Consider the following 16,880-nt stretch of genomic DNA (forward strand, 5'->3'; position numbering starts at 1 on the left):
ACATTATGTTAGATTTTTTATTATCATCAGATGCCATACTAGCACTGCTCACACTGACTTTCTTGGAAATAATATTAGGTATTGACAATATTGTTTTTATATCTATTGCTGCTAACAAACTACCTGAACACCAAAGAAATAAAGCCACTAATGTAGGATTGGTTTTGGCAATGGTACAGCGTGTGGTATTGTTATTTTTTGTATCGTTTCTTATAGGCTTAAGCGAACCGTTTTATACTCATGAGTCTAACTGGTTGTCGGTAGCGCTAAGTTGGCAAGCCATAATCCTTTTTGCTGGTGGTTTATTCCTTATCTATAAAAGTACTTCAGAAATTAGGGAAAAAGTAGAATTCCCGAGTCATGGTGAAGACAGTCTAAAGTCTAAAGCGTTTAAATCACTATCCCATGCTATCACACAAATTTTAATCATCGATTTTATTTTCTCAGTAGATTCCATTTTGACTGCTGTTGGGATGACCAACGGTTTACACCCAAATACTGACTACACATTGGTTTTAATGATTATTGCCGTAGTTATATCAATTATAGTTATGATAGCTTTTGCGAACCCAATCCGAAAGTTCATAGACCGAAATCCGAGTATGCAAATATTGGGCTTAGCATTCTTAATCCTAATTGGATTTATGCTTATTACTGAAGCAGCTCACCTATCGCACACAGAATTTTTTGGAAAGTCTGTTGGAGCCATACCTAAAGGCTACCTCTACTTTGCTATTGCATTTTCGTTGTTTGTAGAATTTTTGAATTTTAAGATTAAAAAAAAGAAAGTAAAAGCCTAAACTCATTTTATTTTCTTCTTGGTTCAGGAATAGGAATATATGTGTCATCATTTGGCACTTTAGGAAATGCCTTATTTTGCCACCGTACTTTAGCTTCTTGAAGTTTTTCCTTGCTACTAGACACAAAGTTCCAAAGCAAATAATGCTCATCCTCTAATGGCAAGCCTCCAAACAATAGGAGTCGTGTTCCACTATCTAAGCAAATGCTACATTGTTCATCCGTTTTGCTAATTAACATTTGTCCTGCTTCAACTTTATGATCTTTTTCCGTGATTTCGCCTTCTACAATCACAAAGGCGACCTCTCCCTTGAGCTGGTTGGCTAGATCGAGAGTCGTTTCTTTTTCGGCATAGATATCAACCATGAAGAGCTGGGAGTAACCTTGCAATGGAGAGGATTTGCCAAAGGCATTACCAGCAACCAATTTTATAGTTAAATCGCCATCTTTCCATTCGGGTAGTTGTGTTTTGTCAAAAAACTGAAAATTAGGATCTATAGCTTCCCTATCTTTTGGCAATGCCACCCAAATTTGATAACCATGCATTTCAAATGTATCGGAAGTTCTTCGGAATTGAGGTGTACGCTCAGTGTGTGTAACGCCGTGGCCTGCTGTCATAAAACCTACATCACCAGGCGTGATTAATTTAACGCTGCCAATACTATCGCGATGCTCTATTTCGCCTTTAAACAAATAAGTTAAAGTACTCAACCCAATATGTGGGTGTTGATCAACGTCCATATACTTCCCATCACCTAAAACTGCTGGCCCCATATGGTCTATAAATGTAAAAGGACCTACTTGACGCTTTTTGCGGAAAGGTAACAGGCGACCAACCATAAATTGCCCCAAGTCCGCCTGACGCTCATTAACAAGAAGTTTATTATTTGCCATAGTAATTAGAAAAGTGTGACTTGTCCTATATCATCAATATCTAGATCTTCATCTTCATTGTCTCTTTTAATCGCATTATCTGTTGATACTTCTGATTTATTTGCAATGTTATCAACTTCTAAATTGACAGAAATCGTCTCTTCATCAACAACTTCCAATTCATCTGCATGGACTTCCTCGGGCGCTTCAAATGGTAACGGATCCAATCGGTTAATTTGATTTATTTTTTCTCTAGTAAGTTGATTTCCAAGTGCATTAATCCCTTTTATTGAAATAAACTCTTCAAGATTAATTTCCATATTAGGTTTCCGATCTTTTCCTCTAATTTTTGTGAATTCTACTTCCACCATGGGTCGCCAATCAGTAGATACAATTTCTAATTGTGAATCTGGATGACTCGAAATAAAGGATTCTTCTTTACCTTCATTTTCTATTAAAAAACGTTTGACGTAATAGCGCTCTTTTTCGCCATCATAATAGATTGCGGAAATTGGCTTTTTAGGTATCCATTTTTCGAGCACTATCATATTACTCTCAAAGTGGGTTGTTAATTCCGGAATGATAGTTTTTGCTATTCCAGATTGCGTAATTACCAATAAACGGTCTTCACCTCTAAATTCCCCTATAAGTTCACCTCGTTCGTCAACATTGAGACGTTGTACGGTATCATCAAACCAAATTTTGCGTGGCTTAAGTGTAGATACGCCTTTTTCCTTAAGTTCGATTCGTTTAATTGAGTACTTGGTTACTAAATTACCTTTAGAGGTTCTTCCTTTAATAAGAATATCTGCAAAATTAAGATCCCATTTCAGTTTTTTAATACTGCCTACTTGTCGTAATAAGACTGTTACTACCTCTGCCTCACCATTTGGATTTGCTGAGAAGTACCAAACTACCGAACCTTTATTGCCATTAGCGAGATCATACTCTCGATCCCTTGTTATACTAGTCACTGCAAAACGTTTTACATAAGAAGGGCCGCCTCTACCATCACGATAAATCATATTATAAATCGTGCGTTTATCTTTTTTCTTAAATACTGCTACATGAATGATGTTCTTTCCAACAAACGTCTTGGAATCAACTTTAGTGACCATCATCTTTCCTTCCTTGGTAAATACAATAATATCATCGATATCACTGCAGTCGCAGACATATTCGTCTCGTCTCAATGATGTACCAACAAAGCCTTCTTCCCTATTAACATAGAGCTTAGTATTTCTTATAACTACTTTGGTTGCATCTACATCATCAAAGACACGCAATTCGGTTTTACGTTCTTTACCTTCTCCATAATCCTTTTTAAGTCTTTCAAAATAGGATATGGTATATTCGATAAGATTAGCTAAATGGTGCTTTACTTCTGCAATTTGATCTTCTAAGGCATCGATTTTCTGTTGTGCCTTATCAATATCGAATTTAGAAATACGTTTAATTCTGATTTCTGTTAAGCGTACAATATCGTCTTCTGTCACCTCACGCTTCAAATGTTTTATATGTGGCTGAAGCCCTATATCTATTGCATTAATGACACCTTCCCATGTTTCTTCTTCTTCTATATCGCGATAGATTCTGTTCTCAATAAAAATTCGCTCTAGAGACGCAAAATGCCATTGTTCTTCATATTCGCCTAATTTAATTTCCAGTTCTTGTTTTAAAAGCTGAACGGTATTGTCAGTTGAGCGACGAAGCATTTCCGAAACACCCACAAAAAATGGCTTATTATCTTCTATGACACATCCTAGAGGCGATATTGAAGTTTCGCAACTGGTAAAGGCATATAGTGCATCAATCGTTTTATCTGGCGATAATCCTGATGGTAAATGAATCAAGATTTCAACTTCAGCAGCGGTGTTATCCTCTATGCGTTTGATTTTTATTTTGCCTTTATCATTTGCTTTTAAGATAGAATCTATGAGCGACGATGTTGTTGTTCCAAATGGAATTTCGGTAATCGCTAAGGTATTTTTATCGCGTTGCGAAATCTTGGCTCTAACTCTAACCTTTCCACCTCTCATCCCATCATTGTAATTGGATATATCAGCTATACCAGCGGTTGGAAAATCTGGCAATAACGTAAACCGTTTGCCTTTTAAATGTTTTATGGAGGCATCAATGAGCTCTATAAAATTATGTGGCAATATTTTGGTTGATAATCCGACCGCAATTCCTTCGCCTCCCTGAGCTAAAAGCAAAGGAAACATTACCGGTAAGTTTACTGGTTCTTTACGTCTACCATCATAAGAGGCTTGCCATTCCGTAATTTTTGGGTTATAAACGACATCTAAGGCAAACTTAGACAAACGCGCTTCGATATAACGTGAAGCTGCTGCTCTATCTCCTGTTAGTATGTTTCCCCAGTTTCCTTGGGTATCAATTAATAAGTCTTTCTGCCCTATTTGTACCATCGCATCAGCTATGCTGGCATCACCATGTGGGTGGTACTGCATGGTATGACCCACAATATTGGCAACTTTGTTGTAACGGCCATCATCTAGGTCTTTCATTGAATGCATAATACGACGCTGTACAGGTTTAAAGCCGTCCTCAATAGCAGGTACAGCACGTTCTAGGATTACGTAAGAGGCGTAATCTAAAAACCAGTCTTTATACATTCCAGTAACTTTGGTAATCGTTTCTTGGTTACCATTATCTTCATTTAGCAATTCGTCATATTCTTCTGCCATCTATCCTTATTTAAGCTTTCTGTTTGCTTTTACATTTTTACTTAATGATTGCTTTACGTATTTCAGTTTTTTCGGTTTAAGAAGTGTTACGTTAAAGCGTGCTTTTACTTTACTTCCATCATAAGTCTTGTATAGAATTACTAAAGACTTGTAAAGGAGGTAATTATTTATCTTAAATCCGAGAAGTTCGTGTCTTGCAATCTCAATCTTTTTCTCTCTATAATTAATATATTCTGTAAGAATCAGACCTTTGTTTAGGATGATGATTTTGGCACCATCACTATCGTATTCAAAATAACCTGCAACAGAATGAAATAACACCAATACTATAAAAAGCCCTAGAATTATAAAGAATGTACTATCGACAAAAAAATCCAAAGACTTAAATACAGTGATCATCAGTATCCCAAAGACTATCAATATAAAATAGATGGAAACAACCGTATTTTTCACTTTTCGATTGTCAGTTCTCATGAATCTTCCTCAACGATATCAAGTTCAACTTTTAGATTTTCTATGATAAATTCTTGTCTCGAGGGTGTATTTTTTCCCATATAGAAGGATAACAGCTCTTCAATTGGCATATCCTTATCCAACATTACAGGGTCTAATCGTATATCATCACCTATAAAATGTTTGAATTCATCTGGAGAAATCTCACCTAAACCTTTAAATCGGGTAATTTCAGGTTTTGGCTTCAATTTCTCAATAGCATTTTTGCGTTCTTCTTCCGAATAGCAATAAATCGTTTCTTTTTTATTTCTGACCCTGAACAACGGCGTCTGTAAAATATACAAATGTCCTTCTTTGATGACTTCTGGGAAAAACTGTAAGAAAAACGTAATAAGTAATAAGCGAATGTGCATACCATCGACATCAGCATCGGTAGCAATGACAATATTATTATATCTTAAGTCTTCAATAGATTCTTCAATATTCAATGCAGCTTGCAATAGGTTGAATTCCTCATTTTCATAGACAATTTTTTTGCTTAATCCATATGAGTTCAAAGGTTTACCCTTAAGACTAAATACAGCTTGGGTATTAACATCACGAGACTTTGTTATACTACCTGAAGCCGAATCACCCTCGGTAATAAATAATGTTGTTTCTAAACTACGTTCGCTTTTTGCATCACCAAAGTGAATACGGCAATCCCTCAGTTTCTTATTGTGCAAACTCGCTTTCTTTGCACGTTCTTTAGCCAATTTTCTTATACCAGATAATTCTTTGCGCTCACGTTCGGCCTGAAGGATCTTACGCTGAATTTTCTCTGCGGTATCAGGGTTTTTATGTAGATAGTTATCTAGATACCGTTTTACAAAATCATTGATATAGGTTCTTACAGTTGGTAAATCACCTCCCATATCTGTGGACCCTAATTTGGTTTTGGTCTGACTCTCAAAAACAGGTTCCATAACCTTTATAGCTATGGCAGATACTACTGATTTTCTAATATCTGAAGCATCATAGGTCTTACCATAAAACTCTCTGATAGTTTTAACCAGTGCTTCTCTAAAAGCTGCTAAATGCGTTCCGCCTTGAGTGGTATTCTGTCCATTGACAAAAGAATGGTATTCTTCACTATACTGGGTTTTGCTGTGTGTAATGGCGACTTCTATATCATCACCTCTTAAATGGATGATTGGATATAATAAATCACTTTCATTGATATTTTCGGATAAAAGATCTTTTAATCCATTTTCACTGAAGTATTTTTCACCATTAAAAACTATGGTCAATCCAGGATTGAGATATACGTAGTTCTTAAGCATTTTCACAACATATTCGTTGCGATACTTATAATTTTTAAAAATGCTATGATCTGGAACGAAAGTAACCTTAGTACCTTTTCTGCGCGAGGTGTCGTCTAAAAATTCCTGATCCTTGAGTTCTCCTAATTCAAACTCCGCAGAAGCAGATTTACCATCTCGTGTGGATTCTACCCTAAAATATGTAGACAATGCATTTACGGCTTTAGTACCAACACCGTTAAGACCTACTGATTTCTTGAAAGCTTTGGTATCGTATTTTCCACCCGTATTCATTTTGGAGACGACATCCACAACTTTTCCCAGTGGAATACCACGACCATAATCGCGTACAATAACGCGTTCGCCTTGGATTGAGATTTCTATGGTCTTACCAGCACCCATAACGAACTCATCGATAGAGTTATCGAGGACTTCCTTTAGAAGAATATAGATGCCATCATCTGGAGAAGAGCCATCGCCCAACTTACCGATGTACATACCTGGCCGCATTCGGATGTGTTCTTTCCAATCGAGTGAGCGTATGTTCTCTTCAGTATAGTTAGACTGTTGTGCCATAAAAAATTAAGAAAAGTTAGATGAAAGGCTAATATAATATTATACGTTAAAAAATGAAATACGGTTTTAGTAAAGTAATTAACAATAAAAACCGAATATTGTTGAGAACATTGGCTTCAAGCGTTTTACAGACTTGATAGTTCTTCGGCTTTTTTCCGAAGTAAAGAATTTCTAGGAATCATTCGCCTTTGGATTCTCCCCAAATCGATTAGTCCCTTTTTCACTATCGAAAAAAAGAAATATGATACCACCCAAAATGATGAGTCCCCAAATAAATAAAACAATATATGATATTACCGTGGTTAAATCGTCCAATATACTCGACTTAAATGGACGGCTTTCATTGTCGAATAAAAGCTTAATCAAACCATAAATAAATAGAACTACAATTCCAATACTACCGACAACTATGTTCGATATGAAAGAAATTCCCGCAGGATGCCACCAACCACTTTTCCCTGCATCATGCAATCTTCTCACATGGACCGTAATGGTAGGAACAGCTGTTAAAGCTGCATATACATAAGCCAATACATAAAAGATCAATGCGGCGAAAAATTCGGCTTCAAAACGAAAATAGAGAAAGTGCAACGTCGCAAAGACAGTACATGCGATAGCTTGAAGTAAAATGACGCTCCAAAATTCTCTTCTTCGGGCTCTGCCATAGAAATTCCAATAGTCAACAGACAATGCCTTATGTAACCAATAAATTATAGTATGGTCTTCTCTTTGCATAGTTGACACTCCTCACTTGAAAAGAAACTGCTATACGTTAAACAAAAAATGCATCACATCGCCGTCCTTAACGATGTAATTCTTGCCCTCTACTCGCATTTTGCCTGCTTCCTTTACTTTAGTTTCACTGCCAAATGACACGTAATCATCATAAGCTATGACTTCAGCCCTAATAAAACCTTTTTCAAAATCGGTATGAATTACGCCGGCAGCTTGTGGCGCTGTGGCACCAATAGTAACCGTCCAAGCACGAACCTCCTTTGGTCCTGCCGTGAAATAGGTTTGTTGCTTCAATAATTTATAGGCCGCTCTAATTAGCTTTGCCGAGCCTGGCTCGTCGAGTCCGATGTCTTCCAAAAACATTTGGCGTTCTTCGTAATCTTCTAGCTCATTAATATCGGCTTCTGTACCGACGGCCAAAACCAAAACTTCCGCATTTTCGTCTTTCACCGCTTCCCTTACTTGCTCCACATAGGCATTACCCGAAGTTGCCGAACCCTCATCCACATTACAAACATACATTACGGATTTATCGGTGATGAATTGCAAAGGCTTTACATATTCTGCATAATCCTCCTCTGAAAACTCCAAGGCTCTAACTGAAACACCAAATTCTAATCCCTCTTTAATTTTTAGCAATACCGCTTCTTCGGCTTGGGCTTCTTTATTTCCGGTTTTAGCAGCACGCTTAACTTTATCTAACTTCTTCTCGGCCGTTTCTAAGTCCTTAAGCTGCAATTCCATATCTATGGTTTCCTTATCTCGTATTGGATCTACTGAACCATCCACGTGGACCACATTATCGTTATCAAAACAACGCAATACATGCAAAATCGCATCGGTTTCCCTAATATTGGCCAAGAACTGATTCCCTAAACCTTCACCTTTACTAGCGCCTTTTACCAAGCCTGCAATATCCACAATTTCTACCGTTGCAGGAACAACTTTTTCAGGACTCACTAACTCCTCTAATTTGGCTAATCTTGGGTCTGGCACATTTACTACACCAATATTGGGTTCTATGGTACAAAACGGAAAGTTAGCACTCTGCGCTTTAGCGTTTGATAAACAATTGAACAAGGTCGATTTTCCTACGTTTGGTAATCCTACAATTCCTGCTTTCATTCAAATTTTATTTGCCATTCCTACTGTCGCAGGAATCTCATTTTTTAAACGGTGCAAATGTAGTTAATTACTGGAATAGTTTTAATCAAATATGATTTGAAATATTGGAAAGAATTTATTGCTGTACTAGCAGTTAGATAACTACAATAAGGAATTTAAGCCGCTTCTTTTGGTTTGCAAATTACGCTTTACAAGTATAAAACACCTTAAATCCCTTATTATCCTTAAAAAAGTTAGATACCTGTAATACTAGAATAGACTTTTATATGTTATTGACGTTGGTTTAGAGTTATAATAGGCCTTGGCTATCTCTTTCATAATTTCTAATCTATATTTTTCCGTATTCTGTTTATCTTTATACCTCATTAGCATTAAATCCCAATCCCTTTTTTCTTCTTGGTCTACTTTTCCTGAAACTTTATTGATAAGTGACTCAGCCTCTTTTAAACAAGGTGAACTTACATCCACATAACTTAAAAACCTTAATGCGCTTGAATAATTATTATTAGAGATTTCTGTTTTTGCCCTTAATAAATTTGTCTCACAAGTTTGCTTTTGGTACGCAGTAAATGCTTCAATGGATTTATCTTGTATGGAAGCGTAACAGCTCTTGGCTTCTCTAGGAACAGATGATAAAAGTGCGATAGCTTCTTCAAATTTTTGAGTCTTGATTAAAAAATTTGAATCATTAACAATTTGATCGCAATTGTTATTATAATAGGATAAGATTTTTTCTTTGCCCTCAAGAATAAACGCACTAATTTCTTTATTGTTTGTAGGTATTTTTGAGATGGCATCTACAACTGCCTTCTCCTTGCTAAAGCCATTTCCCTGAATAGATTTAGAGTATGATGAAAATATCCTTTTTGTGCTATACTGTTGAATAAACAAACTAAATTCAACCTCAACGACAACAACATTACGCATCCCTTCTATTACAGATTCATCAAAGATTTCTAATTTTGGATAAATTAAAAATTCATTCGTATAGCCTCTGCCAGAAATTCCATTTTTAGTAGTAATATGCTGAATTTTTGATTCTATCTTTGAGATAGATTTTCGAGATAAATGCTCCGAGTTATCAGGCAAAATTACTGACAGTGATAGACTGTTAGCTTCAACATTATCACTTTGTGCAGTTATAATAGTTAAGTTTATAACAAAAATTATTGCGAATAGTTTTTTCATAGCTTATTGAATTATTACGTTTATTTTACCAGACCCTTCCATATCTGTTTTTACTTCTAGCCCTATAGATTTAATATATTTTCTCAAAGCTCTAGCTACTTTTGATGCTCTATAATTTCGTCCGTTTGAATCTTTTAATGGAATTCTGTAATCATCTATTATCATTTCACTTTCGCTTATCCCCTGAATATGGTAATAATTCTTAAACGAATTTTCGTCTAACCAATCTTCCATTATGTCTGAAAACAAATCACCGTCATTGCTTATTTCAGAATCCATATTATACTCCGAATCTGCACTAAAACCAATATTTATTCTAACAGAACGACCATTCTCAACGATATCGCCAAACTTGGCATTTAGGGTATTTAAGAATTCTTCGGCACAACTCTCAACCGCCTTTTGCGATAATTTTGCAATATCATCGGTATAAAACTTTCCAGACTCTCCTACTTCATTGGAAAGAGATTGACCTGTAAAAGAATCGTAGCCTTGTAAAATTAATTTTACCGAGTTACCGCTGCTAGATTCTTGAACATAGACTTCAACCTCAACATAGAAATCAGCGCCAGACAGTCTTATAACATTTGCTTTTAAATCTGTCTTATTACCACTATTAAGGGTAGTTTCTTTTAAGGCAATCTTTAAAGAACCAACGAAATCCTTAGTTGTAAATCCTCTGCTATCAAAAGCTTTCTTAACCTCTGCTATGGCAATTCTTTTGTTAAAATCCTCCTCTAAAATTGTTCTAATATCTTGGCCTTCTTTAGTAAAAGGCAATACCATTATTGTAGGCTGTACAGTATTTACTATTTTTTCTTGTCCAACACCTGCATAAAATGCAAAAAAGCATATTGCTATTATTATATAATGTTTCATAAGCTTAAGTTAAAAACCGAATTTTCTTATAATATTATTAGTTTCCAAATCCCTTTTTAATGCCATTGTGTTTATCTTAATGTCATTTACAACAGATGTAACTCCATTGTTTTTTTGAGTTGGTGATGATTGGTAAATGCTCATTATGAATGATTTATACCTGCTCTCGAAAAAACTTTTGAAATATGAAGGATGTTTTGATAAAATCTCATTTTCATTTGCACCGATCAACGGATTTTCTATGTGAGTATTGGGGATACCTCTAAAAAACAAAATTTCAAATGCTTTTTTCTCAGAATCATAAGTGGCTTCATCAATATTGTTGCCAAATCCGACACTTCTTAATTCAATGGTTTTATGCGCATCTTCATTAACAACGTTTACTTCTGCTGTTAGCGGAACAGTTATTTTTTTTGCACACGATATTGAGAGACTAGTAATTACAATTACTGCTAAAAATTTTTTTATCATAGTATTAATGTTTTAAATGACACTCTATTTTTGCTCCAGAATTAAACTTGGTCAATATGGCTTCACCACCTTTGAGCACTTTTGCTTCTGAAATTTCATCGCCTTCTACTTTGGTAATTTTTATTTCGCCCAACTCCTTTTTCCTTACTAATTTTTTACCATTGACTTCTTTATTAATTAACTCTATTATTGAAAATTTTTGATTCTTTTTTGTGCCATTCAACTTTCCTGTATTGACCAAAATTAGCTTTGCCTTATTAGACGATATTTCTGTTATTTCTATAATCAATGTTGTGACTGGGAAATGCTTATTAACAAATTTATCAATAGCTTTCTGTGTACCTTTCAAGGAATTAAAAAATGCTTTATCTGGTGTATTATTGTCACCAATTAAACTACTGCCAAAACTCTCTACAAACCCTTGTTTTGGTCTTATTAATTTACTTGCTAAAACTTGACCTGTAACTATATCGATAACCTGAAGAGAAAACGAGATCTTACATTCGTAGTTTACCGATGATTCGGATACTCTTTTTACGATATCGACTTGACTTATGCTCCCAGTTACAATTTGTTCAGCACCTTCCAAACTAGATTGCTGTACAGTTTTACCATCAATAAAATCTTCGGTTTTTTGTAACTCTTTTTCAGCTTTTAGTTTATCCAAGTTTGTTCTGTCAACAATATCAAACCTATTTGTGGCATAGAAGGCTTCTTTTACTTTGTCTTCTATAGCTTTAACATATTTTATTGAAATGTTAGATGAAGTAGTTTCAAAAGAAGTTATTGCAACACTCTTTTTTTGTGAAAATCCTAAAGTGCAAAAAGCAAGAACGCTTAATAAAAATAGTTTTAGTTTCATAATGGTTTAAAAAAATTGTACCTACTTCAAAATTCAGTTGGTTTTTCGGCTTATTCCCAACATTAATCTGAACAAAAACGGTGTTTTAATTCTACAGTGAATAGTATTCATAAGTCAATGAGTTCAACTACTGTCTTAATTTATGATACTAGTGCAGGCGAAGTTAGATTTAAAATAAAGTAAAGTCAATCCGTATAACTACGTAATTTTTCAGGTTTTTAAGTGCAGATTCAGCTATTGATCGTCAAATCATGCTAAAACTTTTTGATTTAATCTTTTAGAATAGGTTACGGGTATCGTGGATTTAATGCCAAGTGGCATCCTTGCTTTTGATGATGAGTTGCTTCAAAATCTGCAAATCGATATCTGCTAATTTATTGATGTACAAACAGCCCTTTCCCCATTTACATTTACCTAGTTTAGAGGTCAGTACTTGCTCTTTGTTAATATCAAAGGTTAAATAAATGGTCATCTTGGATTTTCGTGGTACAAAGCCTACATTAAACCATTCAAATTCTTCGTTTCCGCTTTTACGCCTGTATTTGTATTTACCAAAACCTATAATGAAGTAATCGCCCCAAATTTTGGGTTCATAACCTGTAATCTCAGACATCATTTTGACTAAGGTCTTGCTATCATTACGCTTAGTCTCGTTCTCGATACTTTCAATATAATCGGTAACACTTTTATCGGTTTCTTGTGTTGCTAAGCCTGCCATGGTGCTAGGTTTTATAATTCTTTTAAATATAAAACTTTTATGTCAGTTCGAGTGATTCAGGCATTTATGACTGAATTGTATCGAGAACTTGTTTTAATTACAGGAGCTTTGACTTTAGCCTATCTTGCGCGTAGTTGAAATGCTCAGTCTAACAATTTCAATATTTTTGCATTCAAAATTCATCAAAAATTGAAACTCGAAACCACAGAACTCAAAACCTTTCTAGACGAAAAGGTCAGCCTTTATAATCATCCCAAATTTATTGAAAGCGACCCAATACAGGTGCTCCATCAGTTTTCTAAAAAGGAGGATATTGAAATCGCTGGTTTTCTTACTGCGACTATTGCTTGGGGAAATCGTAAAAGTATCATCAATAATGCTAAGAGAATGATGGAATTTTTAGATCATTCGCCTTATGAGTTTGTGATGCAACATCAAGAATCAGATTTAGAGGCATTAAAAGGATTTGTGCATCGTACGTTTAATGGTGAAGATTTTATTCAATTTATTAAAAGTTTACAGCATATTTATAAGACTCATGGTGGATTGGAAGCCATCTTTACTAAACAAGCTAAGAAAACTTCTTTACAAAAAAGTATACATGAGTTTAAGAACGCCTTTTTTGAAATTCCACATTTAGAACGTACCAAAAAACATGTAAGCGATCCTTTAAAAAACTCTGCAGCTAAGCGTATCAACATGTACCTGCGCTGGATGGTCCGCCAAGATAATATTGGTGTGGACTTTGGTATTTGGAAAACCCTGTCTCCTTCCCAATTGAGTTGCCCTTTGGATGTACATTCTGGTAATGTGGCTAGAAAACTTGGTTTGTTGAAACGAAAACAAAATGATGGTAAAGCTTTGGTAGAATTAGATAACAACTTACGTCTACTTGATTCTAATGATCCTGTAAAGTATGATTTTGCCTTATTTGGCTTGGGTGTTTTTGAGGGGTTTTAAATTCGGGTTAACAGATTTTGCCATTCTAAACTTGTTTCAGCATGTGCTTAATGAAATGCCGAACTAAATTCGGCATGACAATTGTATATAAAGAAAGGCTTCCATTTGGAAGCCTCGAATTCATAAAGAGATTCCTGCTTTGGGCCTTTGCCGAAGTTCGGTGAACGCTGACGCAGGAATGACAACATTAGCCTTTTAGCCAAGCTTCTCTAATTGCTTTTTGCGCATCGGTAGCATTAGCATCTTCCACTAAAGTCTCGCTCTTAGCAGTTGCCTTTTCTAAAGTACCACTTAAAGTCATAGTCTCGCCATTGCGTTCTATTTCCAAACTATACTCTTGTCCTGGCTGCCATCCAAACATTCCTCCTATTATTTGTTCTGCATTCTGCAAGGATAATTCAGCGCCATTCACTTTTTTAATCACATCACCAACCTGTACGCCTTGAGATGCCCAAAACGAATTTTTTAATGCAGTAGGTGAAAAGAAAATAGTGCCTTTCGTAGGATCGGCATCAAAAATGATATTCTGTCCACCCGCAAAAATATAATTCGTTTGCACTTCGGACTCTCCCATGGTCAATCCTACTATTTCAAAAAATTCGTTGTAATTAATTGGTACATCACCTTCGACATGGGTCTTCAAAAATTCTCCAACACTTGGGTAGGTCATTGCAGTAATTTCATCAATAAGATTATCATCTACAAAAGGTTTCTCCCTACCATATTTGGCCGACAGCTCTTTCATTAAAGACAACATGCTTCTATTTCCTCCACTTTCCTTACGCAATAATATATCGATACACATATTAATTAATGCACCTTTCATATACACATTATAATAATTAGATGCATAAGGTTCTTTCAAGACATTTTCACTCATAATGGTAAAACTCATAGCATCATCAAGGTTTTTAGACGTAGACATCTTAGACATCATTGTATTGTAAAAATCCGCAGGTTCTACCAACCCTTCGTACACTTGAAAATGTTGGGCAAAATATTCAGTCGTGCCTTCGTACATCCATAAATGTTTTGAGAAGGATGGTTGATTATAGTCAAAGTAATGTACATCTTCAGAGTGTACCGATAATGGTGTTACTATATGAAAAAACTCATGGGCAACAACGTCAATAATAGAGGATGCCAAGCCTTCCTTACTTGACGATTCTGGCAACACAACTACGGTAGATGTATGATGCTCTAAAGCACCCATCCCCTTTGGTGCAGTCTCAGATCCGTCCGACAAGTACAAATAAATATCATAGCGTGGCGTACTATTAATATCACCTAAATACGCTTTTTGAGCCTGCATCATCCTATAAACGGTCTCTTTTTGACTTGCAGCCGTGTGAACGTTGTTAGGTGAATAAACACTTAAAACGATTTTGATATCACCTACCATAAATTCTTCTACATCCAGTTCGCCATACATCATTGGATTGTCCGTAATGTCAAAATAACGTTGTCCAAAATATCGAGTTTTTACAGATTTACCATCTTCACTAGCTGTGGTGCCCCTATCTGGCAAGGCCGAAGTTCTAACAAATTTAGCGGGAGATATAACATCTAGCTCATATTGATTACTCTTTAAAGAATCAAAATATCCAATAAAACCATGTAGGTTTAGTACATAATTATCTTCTTCAATATTCGTGCCTGCTGGAGAAAATGGGTTTTCACCACCAATACCACCACTCGACTCTATATCAAAAGTGTCGTTGACATAATACGTTAGCTTATCGAGCTTAGTCGCATCAGTAATGCTCCATGTGTTTGCATCTACTTTTGTAACTTCCAACTGATTACCATCATAGTCTAAAGCCTTTAAATCTTCGACATATTTTCCAAAATCACTCACTGCATAAGTTCCTTGAACAACTCTAGGCAATCTGTAAGTCACCGTCTCCGAAGTAATACGACCAGGATCAATAGTCACTGGTACCTTATCATCAACAACTGCCGTTAAATCTAAAGCCGTTTGTATAGGATTGTTTATGGCTAAATCATCTACTTTAGGCTTTGCTGAACCACAGCCTACTAAAATTATGCTTAATCCCACAATGGCTAAATAATTCTTCATCTCTACAATTTTATTTTTTGAACTTGACGCACAAAACTACGATCTGTTACCACTTTAACTCTAAAGGTTTTGTTAAATTCGCACCATGTCGCAGTCGTTGGTAAGTATATTAATTCCTTTTAAGAACACCGAGTCATTTATTGCTAAATGTATGACCTCCATTTTAACTCAGACTTACTGCCAATGGGAAGCTATTTTTGTTGATGACCATTCTGACGATTTATCTTCGGCTATTGTTGAGGAATATACTAGAAATGATCCTAGAATAAAATGCTACAAAAATGAAGGAACAGGTATTATTGAAGCCTTAAGAACTGCTTTTAAGAATTGTACTGGAGAATACATTACCCGAATGGATAGCGATGACATTATGACGCCTAACCGACTAGACGTTATGGTAAATAGCCTTGTAAAATATGGCAAAGGTCATTTAGCCGTGGGCCAAGTAAACTATTTTAGAGCAGATGGTGTTAGCGATGGTTACGCGCGTTACGAACGTTGGATCAATCAATTAACGCAAACCGGAAGCAACTATTCCGAAATCTACAAAGAATGTGTAATACCTTCGCCTTGTTGGATGTTGTATCGTGATGATTTTATAGCTTGCGAGGGTTTTGAGCCCAATCGCTATCCTGAGGATTATGATCTTACCTTCAGGTTTTACAGAGCCGGCTATAAATGCATTCCTTGCAATGAGATTCTGCTCCACTGGCGTGATTATGATTCGCGTACTTCGAGAACTCACGAGCATTACGCTATAAATTATTTTCTGGACATTAAAGTATATTACTTTTTAGAGTTAGATTATGACAGCAACAGGCCATTGACCGTTTGGGGGGCAGGAAATAAGGGTAAAACTGTAGCTAAATTATTGATTAAAAACCAAATTCCATTTTATTGGATTTGTGATAACCAAAAGAAAATCGGCAAGGACATTTATGGCCAAAAACTCCTTAATTTTAATTATCTGCAACAACTCGACAGTCCTCAAAGCATAGTCACAGTGGCTAATGAGGATGAACAAAAAACCATTACTGAGTATTTTAAAATACATAAAATGTCTTCAATGAAAGATTACTTTTTTTTCTGTTAAAATTCTCAAAAGCGCAATACTGTTATCCTTTTTCATTTTCTATATTTGGCTAAATAATAA

The 16,880-nt window shown here is 35.6% G+C and carries 15 protein-coding genes; 3 read left to right on the forward strand and 12 right to left on the reverse strand.

Going from position 1 to position 16,880, the window contains the following annotated elements:
• Window positions 1-5: 5 nt before the first annotated feature.
• Window positions 6-800, forward strand: a complete 795-nt coding sequence (locus Q0972_RS02900) for a TerC family protein (RefSeq protein WP_299362350.1) — start codon at window positions 6-8, stop codon at window positions 798-800.
• 7 nt (window positions 801-807) lie between these two features.
• Here Q0972_RS02900 and Q0972_RS02905 read toward each other — a convergent pair whose 3' ends face one another.
• From Q0972_RS02905 to Q0972_RS02955, 11 genes are all read right to left on the reverse strand, one after another.
• Window positions 808-1,692: a pirin family protein gene (locus Q0972_RS02905; protein WP_299362353.1), complete on the reverse strand. Its 885-nt coding sequence runs from the start codon at window positions 1,690-1,692 to the stop codon at window positions 808-810.
• 5 nt (window positions 1,693-1,697) lie between these two features.
• Window positions 1,698-4,379, reverse strand: a complete 2,682-nt coding sequence (locus Q0972_RS02910; RefSeq protein ID WP_299362355.1) for a DNA gyrase/topoisomerase IV subunit A — start codon at window positions 4,377-4,379, stop codon at window positions 1,698-1,700.
• Window positions 4,380-4,385: 6 nt separating this feature from the next.
• Window positions 4,386-4,853, reverse strand: coding sequence for a hypothetical protein (locus Q0972_RS02915; RefSeq protein WP_299362356.1), 468 nt, complete (start codon window positions 4,851-4,853; stop codon window positions 4,386-4,388).
• Window positions 4,850-6,709 (reverse strand): DNA topoisomerase IV subunit B, encoded by a 1,860-nt coding sequence (locus Q0972_RS02920; RefSeq protein WP_299362358.1) that lies wholly within the window; start codon window positions 6,707-6,709, stop codon window positions 4,850-4,852. The genes Q0972_RS02915 and Q0972_RS02920 overlap by 4 nt, the downstream gene beginning before the upstream one ends.
• Before the next feature lie 171 nt (window positions 6,710-6,880).
• Complete coding sequence (locus Q0972_RS02925) at window positions 6,881-7,444, reverse strand: DUF805 domain-containing protein (RefSeq protein ID WP_299362360.1); 564 nt, start codon at window positions 7,442-7,444, stop codon at window positions 6,881-6,883.
• Window positions 7,445-7,474: 30 nt separating this feature from the next.
• Complete coding sequence (ychF, locus tag Q0972_RS02930) at window positions 7,475-8,569, reverse strand: redox-regulated ATPase YchF (protein WP_299362362.1); 1,095 nt, start codon at window positions 8,567-8,569, stop codon at window positions 7,475-7,477.
• 249 nt (window positions 8,570-8,818) lie between these two features.
• Window positions 8,819-9,757, reverse strand: coding sequence for a hypothetical protein (locus tag Q0972_RS02935; protein WP_299362364.1), 939 nt, complete (start codon window positions 9,755-9,757; stop codon window positions 8,819-8,821).
• 3 nt (window positions 9,758-9,760) lie between these two features.
• Window positions 9,761-10,636, reverse strand: a complete 876-nt coding sequence (locus Q0972_RS02940; protein ID WP_299362366.1) for a DUF6175 family protein — start codon at window positions 10,634-10,636, stop codon at window positions 9,761-9,763.
• A 9-nt stretch (window positions 10,637-10,645) separates the two neighbouring features.
• On the reverse strand, window positions 10,646-11,107 hold the full coding sequence (locus Q0972_RS02945) for a hypothetical protein (protein WP_299362368.1): 462 nt from the start codon (window positions 11,105-11,107) through the stop codon (window positions 10,646-10,648).
• A gap of 4 nt (window positions 11,108-11,111) precedes the next feature.
• Entirely contained in the window at window positions 11,112-11,969 is an 858-nt protein-coding gene (locus Q0972_RS02950; protein WP_299362370.1) for a CsgG/HfaB family protein, read from the reverse strand.
• A gap of 304 nt (window positions 11,970-12,273) precedes the next feature.
• Entirely contained in the window at window positions 12,274-12,687 is a 414-nt protein-coding gene (locus tag Q0972_RS02955; protein WP_299362372.1) for a DUF1801 domain-containing protein, read from the reverse strand.
• A 189-nt stretch (window positions 12,688-12,876) separates the two neighbouring features.
• Here Q0972_RS02955 and Q0972_RS02960 point away from each other — a divergent pair, with 189 nt between their 5' ends.
• A complete protein-coding gene (locus tag Q0972_RS02960; RefSeq protein ID WP_299362374.1) occupies window positions 12,877-13,647 on the forward strand; it encodes a TIGR02757 family protein in 771 nt (256 codons plus the stop codon).
• A 187-nt stretch (window positions 13,648-13,834) separates the two neighbouring features.
• Here Q0972_RS02960 and Q0972_RS02965 read toward each other — a convergent pair whose 3' ends face one another.
• Window positions 13,835-15,727: a peptidase M61 gene (locus tag Q0972_RS02965; RefSeq protein ID WP_299362376.1), complete on the reverse strand. Its 1,893-nt coding sequence runs from the start codon at window positions 15,725-15,727 to the stop codon at window positions 13,835-13,837.
• An 85-nt stretch (window positions 15,728-15,812) separates the two neighbouring features.
• Between Q0972_RS02965 and Q0972_RS02970 the strand changes: the two genes are divergently transcribed.
• Window positions 15,813-16,820, forward strand: a complete 1,008-nt coding sequence (locus Q0972_RS02970) for a glycosyltransferase family 2 protein (protein ID WP_299362378.1) — start codon at window positions 15,813-15,815, stop codon at window positions 16,818-16,820.
• Window positions 16,821-16,880 lie beyond the last annotated feature (60 nt).

The organism is Winogradskyella sp. (assembly GCF_028282165.1).
Lineage (GTDB): Bacteria > Bacteroidota > Bacteroidia > Flavobacteriales > Flavobacteriaceae > Winogradskyella.

Bases quoted from the DNA above. Each gene is read 5' to 3' on its own strand.
- Q0972_RS02955 (WP_299362372.1), bottom strand. From the start codon at position 12,687: ATGGCAGGCTTAGCAACACAAGAAACCGATAAAAGTGTTACCGATTAT.
- Q0972_RS02910 (WP_299362355.1), bottom strand. From the start codon at position 4,379: ATGGCAGAAGAATATGACGAATTGCTAAATGAAGATAATGGTAACCAA.
- Q0972_RS02920 (WP_299362358.1), bottom strand. From the start codon at position 6,709: ATGGCACAACAGTCTAACTATACTGAAGAGAACATACGCTCACTCGAT.
- Q0972_RS02925 (WP_299362360.1), bottom strand. From the start codon at position 7,444: ATGCAAAGAGAAGACCATACTATAATTTATTGGTTACATAAGGCATTG.
- Q0972_RS02950 (WP_299362370.1), bottom strand. From the start codon at position 11,969: ATGAAACTAAAACTATTTTTATTAAGCGTTCTTGCTTTTTGCACTTTA.
- Q0972_RS02900 (WP_299362350.1), top strand. From the start codon at position 6: ATGTTAGATTTTTTATTATCATCAGATGCCATACTAGCACTGCTCACA.
- Q0972_RS02940 (WP_299362366.1), bottom strand. From the start codon at position 10,636: ATGAAACATTATATAATAATAGCAATATGCTTTTTTGCATTTTATGCA.
- Q0972_RS02915 (WP_299362356.1), bottom strand. From the start codon at position 4,853: ATGAGAACTGACAATCGAAAAGTGAAAAATACGGTTGTTTCCATCTAT.
- Q0972_RS02945 (WP_299362368.1), bottom strand. From the start codon at position 11,107: ATGATAAAAAAATTTTTAGCAGTAATTGTAATTACTAGTCTCTCAATA.
- ychF (WP_299362362.1), bottom strand. From the start codon at position 8,569: ATGAAAGCAGGAATTGTAGGATTACCAAACGTAGGAAAATCGACCTTG.
- Q0972_RS02970 (WP_299362378.1), top strand. From the start codon at position 15,813: ATGTCGCAGTCGTTGGTAAGTATATTAATTCCTTTTAAGAACACCGAG.
- Q0972_RS02965 (WP_299362376.1), bottom strand. From the start codon at position 15,727: ATGAAGAATTATTTAGCCATTGTGGGATTAAGCATAATTTTAGTAGGC.
- Q0972_RS02935 (WP_299362364.1), bottom strand. From the start codon at position 9,757: ATGAAAAAACTATTCGCAATAATTTTTGTTATAAACTTAACTATTATA.
- Q0972_RS02905 (WP_299362353.1), bottom strand. From the start codon at position 1,692: ATGGCAAATAATAAACTTCTTGTTAATGAGCGTCAGGCGGACTTGGGG.